This window comes from Sulfitobacter sp. TCYB15 (assembly GCF_040435955.1).
Classification (GTDB): Bacteria; Pseudomonadota; Alphaproteobacteria; order Rhodobacterales; family Rhodobacteraceae; genus Sulfitobacter; species Sulfitobacter pontiacus.
The window spans coordinates 2,394,392-2,409,303 of sequence record NZ_CP159193.1 but is presented as its reverse complement, the minus strand read 5'-3'; the positions used below and the strand labels follow the sequence as shown (position 1 = coordinate 2,409,303).

Below are 14,912 nucleotides of genomic sequence, written 5' to 3'. Positions count from 1 at the left end.
CCGATATCGCCTATATAGGGGGCAACTTGCGAAAGGGCCTTGCTATGAATATCGCCGCGACAGTGATACCGGACCGTGATGACGCGGTTGCCGCACTTGATACGTTGCGGGCCTGGGCGCGCAAGGCCAGCACCGCCGAGATTGAGACGCTGGACCCGTCGCTGGCCCGTCTGCTGCAAAGCGCCGAAAGCTACCCCCAGTTCAGCCGCGATTACCCCAGTGATTTCGCCGTGGGTGACAATTACAAGGCCACGCTACCCGATCTGCAAAACGGCCCGTCGAGCCTGATCCGTGGTGCGAAACAGCAGATCCAGCATGTGGGGATATCGAACTTCCGGTTGCCCATGCGGTTTCACACCCGAGAGGGCAGCGATCTGACGCTCGAGACATCGGTCACCGGATCGGTCAGCCTTGAGGCGGATAAGAAGGGCATCAACATGTCCCGCATCATGCGCAGTTTCTATAAACATGCGGATGAGGTGTTCAGCTTCGAGGTGATGGAAGCTGCGCTGGATGATTATAAGTCCGACCTCGAAAGCTATGATGCCCGCATCCAGATGCGGTTTTCCTTTCCGGTGCAGATTGATAGCCTTCGGTCGGGCCTGTCGGGCTACCAGTATTACGACATTGCGCTTGAGCTGGTCGAGGCCGAAGGCGCGCGCAAGAAGATCATCCACCTTGATTACGTCTATTCCTCTACCTGTCCCTGTTCGCTGGAGCTGTCCGAGCATGCCCGTGCGACACGGGGGCAGCTTGCCACGCCGCATTCGCAACGCTCTGTCGCGCGGATCTCGGTCGAGGTGAACTGCGAGGAAAGCTGCCTGTGGTTCGAAGACCTGATCGACGCGGCGCGGCGCGCGGTGCCAACAGAGACCCAGGTGATGGTCAAACGCGAGGACGAACAGGCGTTTGCCGAGCTGAACGCCGCTAACCCGATCTTTGTCGAAGACGCGGCGCGGCTGTTCTGCGAGCAGTTGCAAGCCGAACCGCGGGTGCGCGATTTTCGCGTTGTGGCCAGCCACCAGGAAAGTCTGCACAGTCATGATGCGATCTCTGTTCTGACGCAGGGCGATACCTTTGCGGCTCAAAGCATCGACCCCAGACTGTTCAGCACGCTGTTTCACGTCGGCTGATCTTCGCACGGTTTTAGGGCAGTTACTCTGACATGTTTTCATTCTGCGTATTTATTGCGCGGAGGTTTGTGGTGCTTGCTTGAAACATGCACAAAGCCATGCTGCGATGCGGCATCTTCGGGATGCTGCTATGCAGAAACGTCGGTTCTCATTGCGGATTGCTTCGTTATATTAAGAGGCAGAACAAGGTAACCGGCAGAAATGCCAAGATAAATCGAGAGTTTATTATGGCTTACAACAGCACAATTTCGCAAAGCAACGTCCCCACCATCAAAGCCCCCTTCGCCGTCATCGGCGGGTTTTTTGCTGCCATCTGGAACGGTTTGATCGCAGCGGGTGCGAATTCGGGCCGGATGCGTCAGGTGACATTCCTGCAGTCCAAGACCGACGAAGAGCTGGCCGCGATGGGTATCAAACGTGATGACATCGTGCACCATGTTTTCCGCGACACATATTACGTCTGATCGGTTCACAGGTTGAGTATTGACGGCCCGGGTGTGTCTTGCCCGGGCCGTTTTGCGTTTTACCGCAGGGCGCGTCCTTGACACCGGCGCGCCGCCGCGCCAACGCTGCGCAGATGTTGGATTTGCGCCCAGTTGGATATGTCATCGGCCTGTTGGTGTCGGTGCTTGGCATTGCGATGATTGTGCCAATGTTGGTCGATATTGCCGAAGGGCGCGGCCATTGGCCCGTCTTCGTCGAGGCCGGGCTGATCACCATGCTGGGGGGCAGCATGATCGCGCTGGCCTGTGCCAACGGGGTCAGGGAAGGGCTGACGATCCAGCAGACCTTTTTGTTGACGACGGCCGTGTGGCTGATGCTGCCGTTGTTCGGCGCGCTGCCGTTCATGCTGGGCGCGACAGAGGCGCGTTTCGTCGATGCGGTGTTCGAGGCCATGTCGGGCATGACCACCACCGGATCAACGGTGTTTTCCGGGCTTGATGATCTGCCCAAGGGGCTATTGTTGTGGCGTGCGATCCTGCAGTGGCTGGGCGGCATCGGTATCATTGTTGTGGCGATGGTGTTCCTGCCCGAGCTGCGCGTCGGTGGTATGCAGATTTTCAAGTCGGAAGCTTTTGATACCTTTGGTAAAATCCTGCCGCGGGCCGGGCAGATCGCCAGCCAGATCTCGGTCATATATGTCTGGCTGACCTTTGCCTGCGCGCTGACCTATCTGACCTTGGGAATGAACGTCTTTGACGCGACGGTCCACGCGCTGACCACCGTGTCTACGGGCGGGTTTTCAAACTATGACGCCTCTTTCGGGACCTTTAGCGGCAATGCGGAATATGCAGCGTCGATCTTCATGGTGCTCGCGGCGCTGCCTTTCGTGCGCTACGTGCAACTGCTGAACGGCAACCCTTTGGCCCTGCATCGTGATCCGCAGGTAAAGGGTTTCTTGCTGACGATTGCGGTGCTGGTGGGCCTGATCTTTATCTCTATCCAGTCGGTCTTTCCGCATCATTGGGAGCAATCCCTGCGCGAGGCGCTGTTCAACATCACTTCAATCATTTCGGGCACGGGCTTTGCCTCGGTCGATTATATGACCTGGGGGCCGTTTCCCGTGGCGCTGTTTTTCTTTACGGGGCTGATTGGCGGCTGCGCGGGGTCCACCGCCTGTTCGATCAAGATCTTCCGCTATCAGCTGTTGTTCGCATCCATTCGTGCGCAGTTGCAGCGAATCCGGTCACCCCACGGCATCTTTACCCCGCGCTATGACGGACGCCCGATCAGCGGCGATGTCATGATCTCGGTCATGTCGTTTTTTATGTTCTTCACGCTGACACTAGGGCTGGTGGCCGTGGCGCTCAGCATGACGGGGCTGGATTTCGTGACCTCGATCTCGGGGGCGGGGGCGGCCCTGGGGAACATCGGGCCGGGTCTGGGCAAGATCATCGGGCCGGCGGGTAATTTCAGCACCCTTAACGACACAGCCAAATGGATCCTGACCGCCGCAATGCTGGTCGGGCGGCTGGAGCTTATGGCGGTATACGTCATTCTGACATTCAAATTCTGGAGAGCATAATGAGCGCAGTACAAACCCGTCCTTTGGGGGCACAGATTTCTCATATGCTCAAGTCTCGCGGGGTAGAGGTGATCTTTGGCATCCCCGGCGTGCATAACCAAGAGATGTACCGCGGGATCGAGGAAGCAGGGCTGACCCATGTGCTGGCGCGGCACGAACAGGGGGCGGGCTTTATGGCAGATGGCTATGCCCGGGCAACAGGCAAGCCGGGGGTCGCCTATGTGATCACCGGCCCGGGGTTGTGCAATGTGATGACGCCGATGGGACAGGCCTACAGCGATTCCGTGCCGGTGCTGGTGTTGTCCTCCTGTCTGGATGAAACGGCGGCGCGTAAGGGGCAGCTGCACCAGATGAACGATCAGCGCGCGGCGGCCGAAACCGTGTGCGATTGGTCCGAAATGGCGCTGACGGCGCCGGCGGCCTACCAGCTGATCGACCGTGCCCTGACCGAATTTTCCACCAGCCGCCCGCGGTCCAAGCATATTTCTGTTCCCATTCACCTGCTGGAGGCAGAGGCCGCCCCCGCGCAGGCCCTTGCCGTCAGCGCGACCTTGCCGGCGGTGCCCTCTGCGCAGATCGACCTTCTGGCGCAAAAGCTGGCCGCAGCGCAAAAGCCGCTGTTCATCTTTGGCGGCGGTGCCGTTGGCATTCAAAACGTTGACGCCCTGCTGGCCCGCTGGCAGGCGGCGAGCCTGACGACTTATGCCGGACGCGGCATCGTCTCGCCCGGAGCGCCGCTGCATTTCGGGGCCTATCTCGCGCGGGAAAGCAGCGTGGATGTGATCGCGCAGGCGGATCTTGTGATCGCCGTCGGGACCGAGCTGGCAGAGGTGGACCTCTGGCGCGATCATCTGGGCCATTCAGGCGAGCTGGTGCGCGTTGATATTGATCCGTCGGTTCTGGCGGACCCGCAGGCAGCACCGTTTGCCATCCTTGGGGATGCGGTACAGGTAATGACCGCGCTTGACGCTGCCTTGCCGGACGAACGCACAGCAGCGGGTTGGAATGCGGCCGAGGTGGCAGGCTGGCGCAAACGCTGGCGGTCTGAGGTGGATATGGAACGTCCGGGCATCCTTGCCGTGGTGGAGGCGGTCAAGGCTGCGACGCCCGAAGGCACGATGATCTACTCGGACATGACCCAATTCGCCTATGCCGCGACAGAGGTCTGGGAGATGGACCGCCCCGGATATTGGCATCATCCTTACGGGTTCGGCACGCTTGGCTACGCAACACCTGCTGCGATTGGTGGGGCCATTGGCCGCCCCGGACTGCCGACCATGGCGATCATCGGGGATTATGGCTTTCAGTACACAGTGCAGGAACTGGGGGCTGCTGTAGAGCTGGGGCTGCCCCTGCCGATCATCCTGTGGGACAATGGCAAACTGGGCGAAATCGAAGACAGCATGACCCGCGCGCAGATCGCGCCAAATGCGGTCATCGCTCACAATCCCGATTTTTGCAAACTGGCCGAAGCCTATGGAGCCTATGCCGCGGCACCGAAATCGCTGGAGGAGCTGCCAGAGGTCTTGGCGCAAGCCTTCAAGGCCGACCGCCCGACGTTGATCTATCTGACACCCCAGACCGCAGTCTGATCAAGGGCGCTGCCCGAAGCGGTTCAAACGACTGACCCCGATCCCCCGTTAAACGGGAGATCGGGGGTTTTCTTTATTCCCAACAGCTGACCAGTACGGTCATGCCCTTGGCTTTTTCACGCAGGTCCTGCGGCTTGATCGTGGTGCTGCTGGCCGTGGTATCCACGGTGACACCGGCCTTTTGCGCAAGCTCTGCGATGACCTTGGATTCAACCGCAAACGCGACATCTTCGGGCAATTCGCGTGCGCCATTGGCACGGGGCAGCAACATGCCCAAGACCCGCCCGTCACGATCCAGAATCGGACCACCCGCGTCACCGCTGCGGGCTTCTAGCGCAAGGCGGGCGATGTTCTCTTCGCCTTGCAGCCCACGCACATCGGCCAGCGTGCCATAGGTCACGGTTGCAGATCCAAGCACGCCTTCATAGGGGAAGCCCGCAACCGCGATTTCGGATTGCAAACGGGGGGGCACGGTGTTGAACGCCGCCACATCCAATGGCGAAAGCGCTGCGCGGGGTTTCAGCAGGCTGATCCCGCTGGCCGCATCATCAACAACCACATCAAGCTCTGTCTCGTCGTCCAGCGTCAGCCGACCACAGCTTTGCACCGCCTCGGATGTGGTGGCAACAGTACCGCGCCCATCAATGAAGAAGCCCGAGCGCGAGATTTTCGGCGACCGGATTTGCAAACCCGACACCAGATCGACAGCCTGACGGTCGCCCCCCCCCGCTGCGGCATCCAGCGTACCGGGCAGGCGGGTGAAGGATTTCGTCATCTCGGCAATCACGCGGCGGCGGCGGTCTTCGTCCCCGGCGGGCCAGATGAGGGTGAAGCCCTTGATCTCGCCATTCTGCAGCGACACCTGCGTCTGGCTGACGATGCGGCCGTTCTCGCCGATCAGCTCGAAACTGTCGGATTTCCGCTCGCGCGGGCCTTCTTCGGGGACGATTTCAAGGGTCTGCATGATGTCATACAGGCCAAAGAGCGTATCCTGATCGCCCGCCTGACTGATCAGCAGAACCCGCGCGTCGATGTCGCCGGTGCCATTGTAATGGGCGAAGGGGGGCTCGAACCGGTCAAACCCCACGATCTTGGTCGGCATCACCATCTCGATCCCGGCGTCGGCGTTGCGCACGACCTGCAGGCCCAGACCTTCGAGCACGGCGTTATATTGTTTCAGAAGGGCGGCGCGTTGCAGCGTTGTCAGCACGCCGGTGGCGTCATAGCCGTTGGCCCCTTGCCAATCGGCCATAGACCCCCGCGTACCCCGCCCGAAGGCACCGTCGATAGAGGCATTGTAAAACCCGGCCCACTTCAGCGCGACCTGCAGCTGTTCGCGCGCCTCGCGGTCAAGCTCCCGTTCGCTGGCGCGCGCTTCGGCCAGGGTTTCGTCACGTGGTGGTTCGGGCAGGACGGGGACTTGCGTGGTTTCTGCCTCTAAGGTGGCGGTGTTCTCTTGCTCCAGCGCTTCGCTGGCGGGGGGCAGGGTGGTTTGCGTGATCTCACTGTCTGTCTGCGTATCGGTGGGGGATGCAGGGTCAACCGGTGCGATCAGCGGAATGTTCAGGACGTTCGCGCCCACGGGCCAGAACTGCTGCTGGAACCTTTCAGAAAGCTGGATAAAGCTGTCGCGCGGAATCACCCCGTCGCGGCGGTAGCGGCGCAACAACAGCTCTGCGTCATCACGACGATAGGGACCGACCGCGATTCCATACCAGCTGCCGCCCAAGGCAAAGCCGTTCACATCCTCAAGATTGGCGCTATAGGCACGTGCGCGATCTGTCGCCGCGGCCAGATTGGGCTGGGCTTCGACCTGTATCCAAACCACATCATCGGCAGACTGTGCAAAGGCAAACGGGGCAATAAACAAGGCGGCGATCAGGGCCGCAAACAGTCGCGTCATAGGTATGGGTGCTCTCAAGGATTTAAACTTGCAGTAGATAAGCAGGAACCTGTGCAAAATACCATGCTTGAGACAGCGCAAATCATCACAAAGCTGCCAATTGACCCTACCGCGACAGCACCTTAGGAAAGGCGCGCAGCAGCAAAGGCAAAATCTTATGTCCGACCCGGTCCAGCGCCCCCGTTCATTTCAGGAAATCATCCTCGCCCTACAGTCCTATTGGGCACGTCAGGGCTGTGCGGTCCTGCAGCCCTACGACATGGAAGTCGGTGCGGGTACGTTCCACCCGGCCACGACCCTGCGCGCGCTTGGCACCAACCCTTGGGCCGCCGCCTATGTGCAGCCCTCGCGCCGCCCGACCGACGGGCGCTATGGGGAAAACCCCAACCGTCTGCAGCATTACTACCAGTTTCAGGCGCTGATCAAACCCAGCCCGCCCAACCTGCAAGAGCTTTACCTCGGATCGCTTGAGGCGATCGGGATCGATATGGCGCTGCATGACATCCGCTTTGTCGAGGATGACTGGGAAAGCCCCACTTTGGGCGCATGGGGACTGGGCTGGGAAGTCTGGTGTGACGGCATGGAAGTGTCGCAGTTCACCTATTTCCAGCAGGTCGGCGGCCATGATTGCCATCCTGTATCGGGCGAGCTGACCTACGGGCTCGAGCGTTTGGCGATGTATGTTCTGGGCGTCGATCACGTGATGGACATGCCCTTTAATAGCCCCGACGCGCCGATCCCGCTGACCTATGGTGATGTGTTCAAACAGACCGAGGAAGAATACGCCCGCTGGAACTTTGATGTCGCCAATACCGACGTGCTGCTGGACCACTTTGTCGAGGCAGAGAACGAGTGCAAGGCGATCCTTGCGCAAGATGCCTTGGACCCCAAGACTGGCAAGCGCATCGTGATGGCGCACCCCGCCTATGACCAATGCATCAAGGCGAGCCACATCTTCAACCTGCTGGACGCACGCGGTGTCATCTCGGTGACAGAGCGTCAGGCCTATATCGGGCGGGTGCGCACCCTTGCCAAAGCCTGCGCTGACGCCTTTGTTCAGACACGGGCCGGCGGTTGGTCGGAAGACGCGGCATGAACGGTAAAATTGTAGGAGGCGTCATCTTGGTTGCAGCAGCCATTGCGGGTCTCGCGCTTTATTATCTACAGGTCTACGGCTACTATCACGAGGCACCGGCACCGGATGAGGGCGTCTCGCTGGTGTCGATCTCGAGCAATGCGTCCGAGCCGATCCTGACCGACAATTTCCGCGCCATCGACGCCGACAGCTCGCCCATCCGCTACCGCGCATGTTTCGACACCTCGCTTAGCCTCGCCATGCTGTCCGAAACCTATGTCGTCAGCGACGAGGTCACGCCGCGCAATGCACCGGGCTGGTTCGACTGTTTCGACGCCAAGGCCATCGCAGAAGAGATCGAGGCAGGCACGGCGCTGACCTTTCTGGGGCAGAAGAACGTGCATTTCGGCGTTGACCGTATCGTTGCGATCACTTCGGACGGGCGCGGCTATGTCTGGCACGAGCTGAACGATTGTGGCGACAAAGCCTATGATGGCACCGTGGTGGGCGAAGCTTGCCCGGAACGCCCCGCCGATTGATCCGCCCCGGATCGACCGGCCCTTTGACATAAGCGCTGTTTGCGCGACACATATTTAACCGCACCCAAGCGACACGCGGCCCCGAAAGGTACGAACCCATGCCCGACCTCCTGATAGAGCTTTTCTCGGAAGAAATTCCCGCCCGCATGCAAGCGCGCGCGGCGGATGATCTAAAGAAACTGGTGACGAACGGTCTGGTGGATGCGGGGCTGACCTATGCCTCTGCCGCGGCCTTTTCGACGCCGCGTCGCCTGACCCTGACGATCGAGGGGATGCTGGACGCCAGCCCGTCGCTGGTCGAGGAACGCAAAGGCCCCAAGGCCGACGCGCCGGAAAAAGCCATCGAAGGGTTTCTGCGCGGTGCGGGGCTGACCCGCGACCAGCTGGAAGAACGCGACACGCCCAAGGGCAAGATCCTGTTTGCCATGATCAACAAGCCGGGCCGCCCCGCAGCCGAGATCGTGGCAGAAGTGCTGGAAACCACCATTCGCAATTTCCCTTGGCCCAAATCCATGCGGTGGGGCAGTGGCAGCTTGCGGTGGGTGCGCCCGCTGCATTCGATCCTGTGCATCCTGTCGGCCGAGGATGGCGCGCAGACTGTGCCCTTGACCATCGACGGGATCACCGCAGGCGACACCACGCGCGGGCACCGCTTTCTGGCCCCCGATACAATCACCGTCAGCAGCTTTGACGACTACAGCGCCAAGCTGAAACGCGCCTTTGTCGTGCTCGACCCGGCAGAGCGGCGCGATACGATCTGGAACGACGCGACCAATATGGCCTTTGCCAATGGGCTTGAGGTGGTCGAGGATGCGGGCCTGCTGGCAGAGGTCGCAGGGCTGGTGGAATATCCCGTCGTGCTGATGGGGCAGATTGGCGATGACTTCCTTGGCCTGCCGCCCGAGGTGCTGCAAACCTCGATGAAAGAGCACCAGAAGTTCTTTTCCGTGCGCAACCCCAAGACAGGCCGCATCGAACGCTTTGTCACCGTCGCCAACCGCACCACCGCCGACGATGGCGCGACCATTCTGGCGGGCAATGAAAAAGTGCTTTCTGCGCGCCTGTCGGATGCTAAATTCTTCTGGGAAAACGATCTGCGCATCGCGCAATCGGAGGCCGGGATGCAGACCTGGGTGGACCGCCTGTCCAACGTGACCTTCCACAACAAGCTGGGCACACAGGCCGAGCTGATCTCGCGCATGGAGGCGCTGGCTGGGGAACTCGCCCCGATGGTCGGGGCCGACGCAGAAGAGGCCCGCGCCGCCGCCCGTTTCGCCAAGGCCGATCTGTCGTCCGAAATGGTCTATGAGTTCCCCGAGCTTCAGGGCCTTATGGGCAGCTACTATGCCAAAGCCGCCGGCAAGTCCGAGGCCATTGCCGCCGCCGCCCAAGACCACTATGCGCCGCTGGGGCCATCCGACGACGTGCCAACCGCGCCCGTGTCCATCGCCGTGGCGCTGGCAGAGAAAATCGACAAGCTGACCGGCTTCTGGGCGATTGACGAAAAACCGACCGGGAGCAAAGACCCGTTCGCGCTGCGACGCGCGGCCTTGGGCGTTATTCGGATATTGGTCGAGAATGATGTGTCAATGAAACTGCATGACACCATCCTTGAGCATTTGTCTCAAGCCCCTGCACCGGCTGCTGGAAGCGCCGAAGAGACGGCAGAAAACCTCCTCTCCTTCCTCCATGATCGCCTTAAGGTCTACCTCAAAGACCAAGGCGTCCGTCATGACATCATCGACGCTTGCATCAGTTCTTCTGATGGCGCACCTGCTGGTGCGACGGACGGCAACGACGACCTGACCCTGCTGGTCAAACGCGCCAAGGCGCTGAGCGAGACGCTGAAAACCGACGATGGGGAAAACCTGATCCAGGGGTTCAAGCGCGCCAACAATATTCTCAGTCAGGCCGAGGATGCGGATGGGGTGGAATACTCTTTCGGGGCGGATATCAAATTTGCCGAGACGGAAGAAGAGCGCGCGTTGTTTGCCGCCCTTGATACCGCAGAGGCGCAGATCAAACCGGCGATGGAGGCACAGGATTTCGGCACAGCCATGTCCGCGATGGCGTCCTTGCGCGGCCCGATTGATGCGTTCTTTGATGCGGTGCAGGTGAACGCGGACAATGCGACGGTCCGGCGCAACCGGTTGAACCTGCTCAGCCGTATCCGCACGATCTGTAGCTCGGTCGCGGATCTGACAAAAATCGACGGGTAACGCAGCAGACCCGACACGTGGGCAAGGCGATCACGCCTTGCCACACCACGGCGAAAGCCTATGCTGCGCAGGAACCAAAAGGTGCCGCAGTGCAGAAAACCGCCATGACAACCCTTGTGACCCAAACCGCCCCCATCGCGAATGATACGCATGGAGGGCGTGCGAAATGTCTGCAACGTCTGGTCCGTCTTGATCTGCCGGTGCCGCGCACCGTGGCGCTGCCCTTTGATGTCGTGCTCGAGATCGCGCAGGGGCAGATCCCCGATCTGCAAGCGGTCGCTGATGAATTCCCCCACGACGCGCTGCTATGCGTGCGCCCCTCTAGCCAGGACCCGGATTGGGGCGGGCCGGGGGCGGTGATGAACATCGGCATGAACGATGACCGCTATGCCGATTATTGCGAACGCATGGGCGAGGGGCCCGCATCGGCGCTTTATACCCGTTTCGTGCAATCCTATGCCGTCAATGTGGCGCGTTTGGACCCCGATATGTTCGACGACGTCGAAGGTGACGGGCGCGAGGCGCTGCTGCAATCCTTACGCGCCTACGAGCTTGAGACCGAAGAAAGCTTCCCCCAGGACCGTGTGACCCAGTTGACCGCCGTGCTCAGTTCCATGGCGCGGGCGTGGGAGGGTACCTCGGCGCGGCTGTTACGCCAGGCCAAGGGGGCACCTGCGGATGCGGGGCTGGGCCTGATCGTGCAGCAGATGGTGTTCGGTGTGGGCACGGGGATTTGCGGCTCGGGCGTGCTGCAGCTGGTGGACAGCACCACCGGCTTGCCACAGATCACCGGGCGGTACCTGAGCCAGTCGCAGGGGCGCGACGCCTTGCAGGACACGGCCGATGCGCTTTACCTGACGCGCGATCCACGCGGCCCGTCGCTTGAGGAGCACGCCCCCGAAGCTTTCGAGATGCTCAAACAGCACGCGGCGCTGATGCGGGTGCGGCTGCGCGCCGAGATGCAGGTGGAATTCGTCATCTCTGACGGAGAGTTGTTTATCCTTGATGGCGTGCGCGTGTCGCGGTCCTCGCGGGCGGCGGTGCGTATCGCGGTGGCGCTGGCGGACGAAGGGATCATCCCCCGCGAAGAGGCGCTGATGCGTGTCCAGCCCCGCACCCTGACAGAGCTGTTGCACCGACAGGTTGATCCACGGGTGAAACGCGATGTGATCGGGCGCGGCATTGCCGCCAGCCCCGGTGCCGCCACCGGCCGGATCGTGTTCAACGCGAATGACGCGCAAGCCAGTGCCGCACGGGGCGAGAAATGTATTCTGGTGCGCCGCGAAACCTCGCCCGAGGATATTCGCGGGATGCATGCCGCCCAAGCCGTGCTGACCGAACGCGGTGGCATCACCAGCCACGCCGCGGTGATTGGGCGGGGCATGGGCTTGCCCTGCGTCGTCGGTGCCTCGTCGATGCGGTTCGATCTCGTCAAGGGGGTGATCACGGCCCCTGACGGGCGGATGTTCAAGGCAGGCGATGAAATCACCCTCGACGGCACCTCGGGAGAGGTGCTGTGCGGGGCCGCGGATATGCTTGAGCCGCTGCTGGACGCGACCTTCCAAAAGCTCATGTCCTGGGCCGAAGACGCTGCCGACATCGGGATACGTGCCAACGCTGACACCCCTGCCGACGCGCAAACCGCGCGCAATTTCGACGCGCAGGGGATCGGCCTGTGCCGGACAGAGCATATGTTTTTTGACCCCAGCCGCCTGACCGTGATGCGCGAGATGATCTTTGCCGATACCAGCGAAGGCCGCCGCGCCGTGCTAGAGCGGTTGCTTCCTATGCAACGCGATGATTTCATACAGCTTTTCCGCATCATGCAGGGTCAGCCCGTGTGCATCCGTCTGTTCGATCCGCCCTTGCACGAATTCCTGCCCTCGACCCGCACTGGTCAACGTGATCTGGCCGAGGCGCTGGATTTGCCGCTGTCCAATGTGACCCGCCGGATCGAGGCGATGACCGAATATAACCCGATGCTCGGCCTGCGCGGCGTGCGTCTTGGCGTGACGGTGCCCGAAATCTACGAGATGCAGGCCCGTGCGATCTTCGAGGCTACGATCGAAGCCAGCCGCGATGGCGACCCCGTGGTGCCCGAGATCATGATCCCGCTTGTTTCGGCCAAACGCGAGGTTGAACTGATCAAAGCCAGCGTCGACAAGATCGCAACGGCGGTGAAATCCGAACGCGGCGCGAGCTTTACCTACCGTTTGGGCGTGATGGTCGAAACACCCCGTGCCGCCCTGCGCGCCGGAGAGATTTCGCCCCATTGTTCCTTCCTCAGTTTCGGGACAAACGACCTGACGCAGATGACCTATGGGTTGAGCCGAGATGACGCGGGACGGTTCATGTCGACCTACGTGCAGCAGGGCGTTTTCCCCGAAGATCCGTTCCATATGCTGGACCGTGATGGCGTCGGAGAGCTGCTTCAGCTTGGTGCCGCGCGGGGGCGGGAAGCACAACCTGGGATTACCTTGTCGATCTGCGGAGAGCACGGCGGCAACCCCGAATCGATTGCTTTTTGCCGTGCAGCGGGATTTGACTACGTTTCTTGCTCACCTTTCCGTGTTCCGGTCGCCAGATTGGCGGCGGCTCAACTCGCAATCGCGGACAAGATCGGGTAGTTTTGCGCGGCTGATCGCCTAGATGTTGTTTTCCTGTGCGGGTTCCCGCGCAGGCGGTTTCGGCAGGGTTTACGCTTGGGGCCAGTTTGGGTAGGGGGCGCTGTCCGAAACTACTTGCGAGGCGCTCAATGCGTTCTTTTCAGAAATTCTCGTCCTGCGCCCTGCTGGCGCTGTCTTTGCTTGCTCCTGCCGTGGCGACCGCCAGCCCGCAACAGGCCAAAGCACTGGCTGACATCGAAGCCAAAGGGCTGCGCTCTGTCGGGTCGGAACGTCTGGAAAGCATGATCGCATCGAACAACGCAAGCGAGGTGGAGTTCACCCGCGCATGGCTGGCTGAACAGCCGAAAGCATCGGGCGGCGAACAATGGCGCTGTCTGGCAGAGGCGCTGTACTTTGAAGCGCGCGGCGAGACGGTCAAGGGCCAGTTCGCTGTGGCCGAAGTGATCATGAACCGTGTGAAATCCGCGCAGTTTCCCGGGTCTTTGTGCAGCGTGATCAATCAGGGAACAGGTCGCAAGTACCAGTGCCAGTTCACCTACACCTGCGACGGCAATGCCGAAGTGATATCAGAGCCGCGCGCCTATGCGCAGGTCGGCAAGGTCGCGCGGGCGGTGCTGGACGGCAAGGCACCATCGCTGACAGGGGGGGCGACGTATTATCATACCACCGCCGTGAGCCCCCGCTGGTCGCGCGTCTTTACCCGCACCACCAAGATCGGCGTGCACATGTTCTATCGCGACGGCGTTCAGACCGCGTCGAACTAAGCGGCGTTTCTGTCGTCTTTGACGGCTGGCCAGCCGTGTCTGGCTTTGGTACATCCGCGCAAACGGTCTAGGATCGTTTGCGAGTGAGACAAGCAAAGGCCCAAACCCATGACAAGTGACACGCGGCTTGCCTTTGCGCACCCGTCCGAACGCGCTGCAGCGACGGCGGGGCCTGAACCTCTGGACCGAATTTCCCTGCGCGATCATATCGTTGAGGTCGAGATCGGCGCCTTTCAGGCCGAACGTGGTGTAACGCAGCGCATCTGTTTCAATGTCGTCGTCGAGGTGCAGCCGCTGACCGGCCCCGTGGATGACGATGTGGACCGTATCCTGTCCTACGACCGCGTGACCGAGGCCATCGCCTATGAGCTGTCGGACGAACGGCTGAACCTGCTCGAGACGCTGGCCGAACGGGTCGCGGATCGTATCCTGCTGGAACGGCAGGCGATGCGGGTGTTTGTGCGCATTGAAAAGCTGGACCGTGGCCCCGGTGCTTTGGGCGTCGAGATCGTGCGCGCCCGTGATGATACCCCCGACAGTCAGGCCGAAGCGCGCGAGGTGCCACACCCCGAGCTGGTCTATCTGAGCAATGATGCCATCGCCTCGCCGCATCTGGCGGGGTGGCTGGACCAGTTGCACCAGATGGGGCGGCCCCTGATCCTCTGTGTCGGCGCATCGGACACCGCCGCGCCGCAGGTCGGGCATAAAATGGCGCAGCGTCGCATTGATCTGCTGGCGATTGAACAGAACGCTTGGGTGCTGGCCGCAAAGGATGATCGCTGCGTTGTGGTGGCGACGCGGACAGAGCTGGATTGGGCAATGAAGAACGGCCAGACGAGCGTTTGGGCCCCGTCGAAGATCGTGCTTGATAGCGTTGATACCCCGTCGGCGCAACCGCGCGATGCCGTGGCCTTGGCCGCGTGGTTCGCCGCCAGCTTCGACGCGACAGAGATGTTGGTGATCGGGGCGGACCTGCCGGCTGACGCCTCTGTTCCGCTGCGCGCCGTAGCGGTGGACCAGGACAGGCTGTGAGT

At 61.3% G+C, this 14,912-nt stretch carries 11 protein-coding genes; 10 read left to right on the top strand and 1 reads right to left on the bottom strand.

Features of this window, described 5'->3' with window-relative positions:
- Positions 1 to 44: 44 nt before the first annotated feature.
- From folE2 to ABM428_RS11490, 4 genes are all read left to right on the top strand, one after another.
- A complete protein-coding gene (folE2, locus tag ABM428_RS11505) occupies positions 45 to 1,133 on the top strand; it encodes a GTP cyclohydrolase FolE2 (RefSeq protein WP_037944553.1) in 1,089 nt (362 codons plus the stop codon).
- A 227-nt stretch (positions 1,134 to 1,360) separates the two neighbouring features.
- Positions 1,361 to 1,597, top strand: a complete 237-nt coding sequence (locus ABM428_RS11500) for a hypothetical protein (RefSeq protein ID WP_005854202.1) — start codon at positions 1,361 to 1,363, stop codon at positions 1,595 to 1,597.
- Between the two features lie 113 nt (positions 1,598 to 1,710).
- Entirely contained in the window at positions 1,711 to 3,159 is a 1,449-nt protein-coding gene (locus ABM428_RS11495) for a TrkH family potassium uptake protein (protein ID WP_037945061.1), read from the top strand.
- Positions 3,160 to 3,203: 44 nt separating this feature from the next.
- Complete coding sequence (locus ABM428_RS11490; RefSeq protein WP_240790825.1) at positions 3,204 to 4,751, top strand: 5-guanidino-2-oxopentanoate decarboxylase; 1,548 nt, start codon at positions 3,204 to 3,206, stop codon at positions 4,749 to 4,751.
- A gap of 73 nt (positions 4,752 to 4,824) precedes the next feature.
- Here ABM428_RS11490 and ABM428_RS11485 read toward each other — a convergent pair whose 3' ends face one another.
- Entirely contained in the window at positions 4,825 to 6,654 is a 1,830-nt protein-coding gene (locus ABM428_RS11485; protein WP_353627958.1) for a serine protease, read from the bottom strand.
- A gap of 157 nt (positions 6,655 to 6,811) precedes the next feature.
- On the opposite strand from ABM428_RS11485, the gene ABM428_RS11480 reads away from it, so the two are divergent.
- The 6 genes from ABM428_RS11480 (at position 6,812) to ABM428_RS11455 (ending at position 14,910) form a co-directional block, all read left to right on the top strand.
- Positions 6,812 to 7,750 carry a glycine--tRNA ligase subunit alpha gene (locus tag ABM428_RS11480; protein ID WP_353627957.1) on the top strand — a complete coding sequence of 313 codons (939 nt, stop codon included), beginning with the start codon at positions 6,812 to 6,814 and terminating at the stop codon, positions 7,748 to 7,750.
- Positions 7,747 to 8,268: a DUF6446 family protein gene (locus ABM428_RS11475; protein ID WP_064215613.1), complete on the top strand. Its 522-nt coding sequence runs from the start codon at positions 7,747 to 7,749 to the stop codon at positions 8,266 to 8,268. Before ABM428_RS11480 ends, ABM428_RS11475 begins: the two co-directional genes overlap by 4 nt.
- A gap of 98 nt (positions 8,269 to 8,366) precedes the next feature.
- Entirely contained in the window at positions 8,367 to 10,487 is a 2,121-nt protein-coding gene (gene glyS, locus ABM428_RS11470; RefSeq protein WP_353627956.1) for a glycine--tRNA ligase subunit beta, read from the top strand.
- A gap of 104 nt (positions 10,488 to 10,591) precedes the next feature.
- The gene (locus tag ABM428_RS11465) at positions 10,592 to 13,114 is read left to right on the top strand and encodes a putative PEP-binding protein (RefSeq protein ID WP_278425958.1); all 2,523 of its coding nucleotides are present in this window, start codon (positions 10,592 to 10,594) and stop codon (positions 13,112 to 13,114) included.
- 128 nt (positions 13,115 to 13,242) lie between these two features.
- Positions 13,243 to 13,878 carry a cell wall hydrolase gene (locus ABM428_RS11460; RefSeq protein WP_353627955.1) on the top strand — a complete coding sequence of 212 codons (636 nt, stop codon included), beginning with the start codon at positions 13,243 to 13,245 and terminating at the stop codon, positions 13,876 to 13,878.
- Positions 13,879 to 13,986: 108 nt separating this feature from the next.
- Positions 13,987 to 14,910, top strand: a complete 924-nt coding sequence (locus ABM428_RS11455; RefSeq protein ID WP_237279549.1) for a dihydroneopterin aldolase — start codon at positions 13,987 to 13,989, stop codon at positions 14,908 to 14,910.
- Positions 14,911 to 14,912 lie beyond the last annotated feature (2 nt).

What these genes read in the sequence shown, in the direction of transcription:
- ABM428_RS11465 (WP_278425958.1), top strand. Translation starts at nt 10,592, where the DNA reads ATGACAACCCTTGTGACCCAAACCGCCCCCATCGCGAATGATACGCAT.
- ABM428_RS11485 (WP_353627958.1), bottom strand. Translation starts at nt 6,654, where the DNA reads ATGACGCGACTGTTTGCGGCCCTGATCGCCGCCTTGTTTATTGCCCCG.
- ABM428_RS11490 (WP_240790825.1), top strand. Translation starts at nt 3,204, where the DNA reads ATGCTCAAGTCTCGCGGGGTAGAGGTGATCTTTGGCATCCCCGGCGTG.
- ABM428_RS11500 (WP_005854202.1), top strand. Translation starts at nt 1,361, where the DNA reads ATGGCTTACAACAGCACAATTTCGCAAAGCAACGTCCCCACCATCAAA.
- glyS (WP_353627956.1), top strand. Translation starts at nt 8,367, where the DNA reads ATGCCCGACCTCCTGATAGAGCTTTTCTCGGAAGAAATTCCCGCCCGC.
- ABM428_RS11475 (WP_064215613.1), top strand. Translation starts at nt 7,747, where the DNA reads ATGAACGGTAAAATTGTAGGAGGCGTCATCTTGGTTGCAGCAGCCATT.
- folE2 (WP_037944553.1), top strand. Translation starts at nt 45, where the DNA reads ATGAATATCGCCGCGACAGTGATACCGGACCGTGATGACGCGGTTGCC.
- ABM428_RS11480 (WP_353627957.1), top strand. Translation starts at nt 6,812, where the DNA reads ATGTCCGACCCGGTCCAGCGCCCCCGTTCATTTCAGGAAATCATCCTC.
- ABM428_RS11495 (WP_037945061.1), top strand. Translation starts at nt 1,711, where the DNA reads ATGTTGGATTTGCGCCCAGTTGGATATGTCATCGGCCTGTTGGTGTCG.
- ABM428_RS11460 (WP_353627955.1), top strand. Translation starts at nt 13,243, where the DNA reads ATGCGTTCTTTTCAGAAATTCTCGTCCTGCGCCCTGCTGGCGCTGTCT.
- ABM428_RS11455 (WP_237279549.1), top strand. Translation starts at nt 13,987, where the DNA reads ATGACAAGTGACACGCGGCTTGCCTTTGCGCACCCGTCCGAACGCGCT.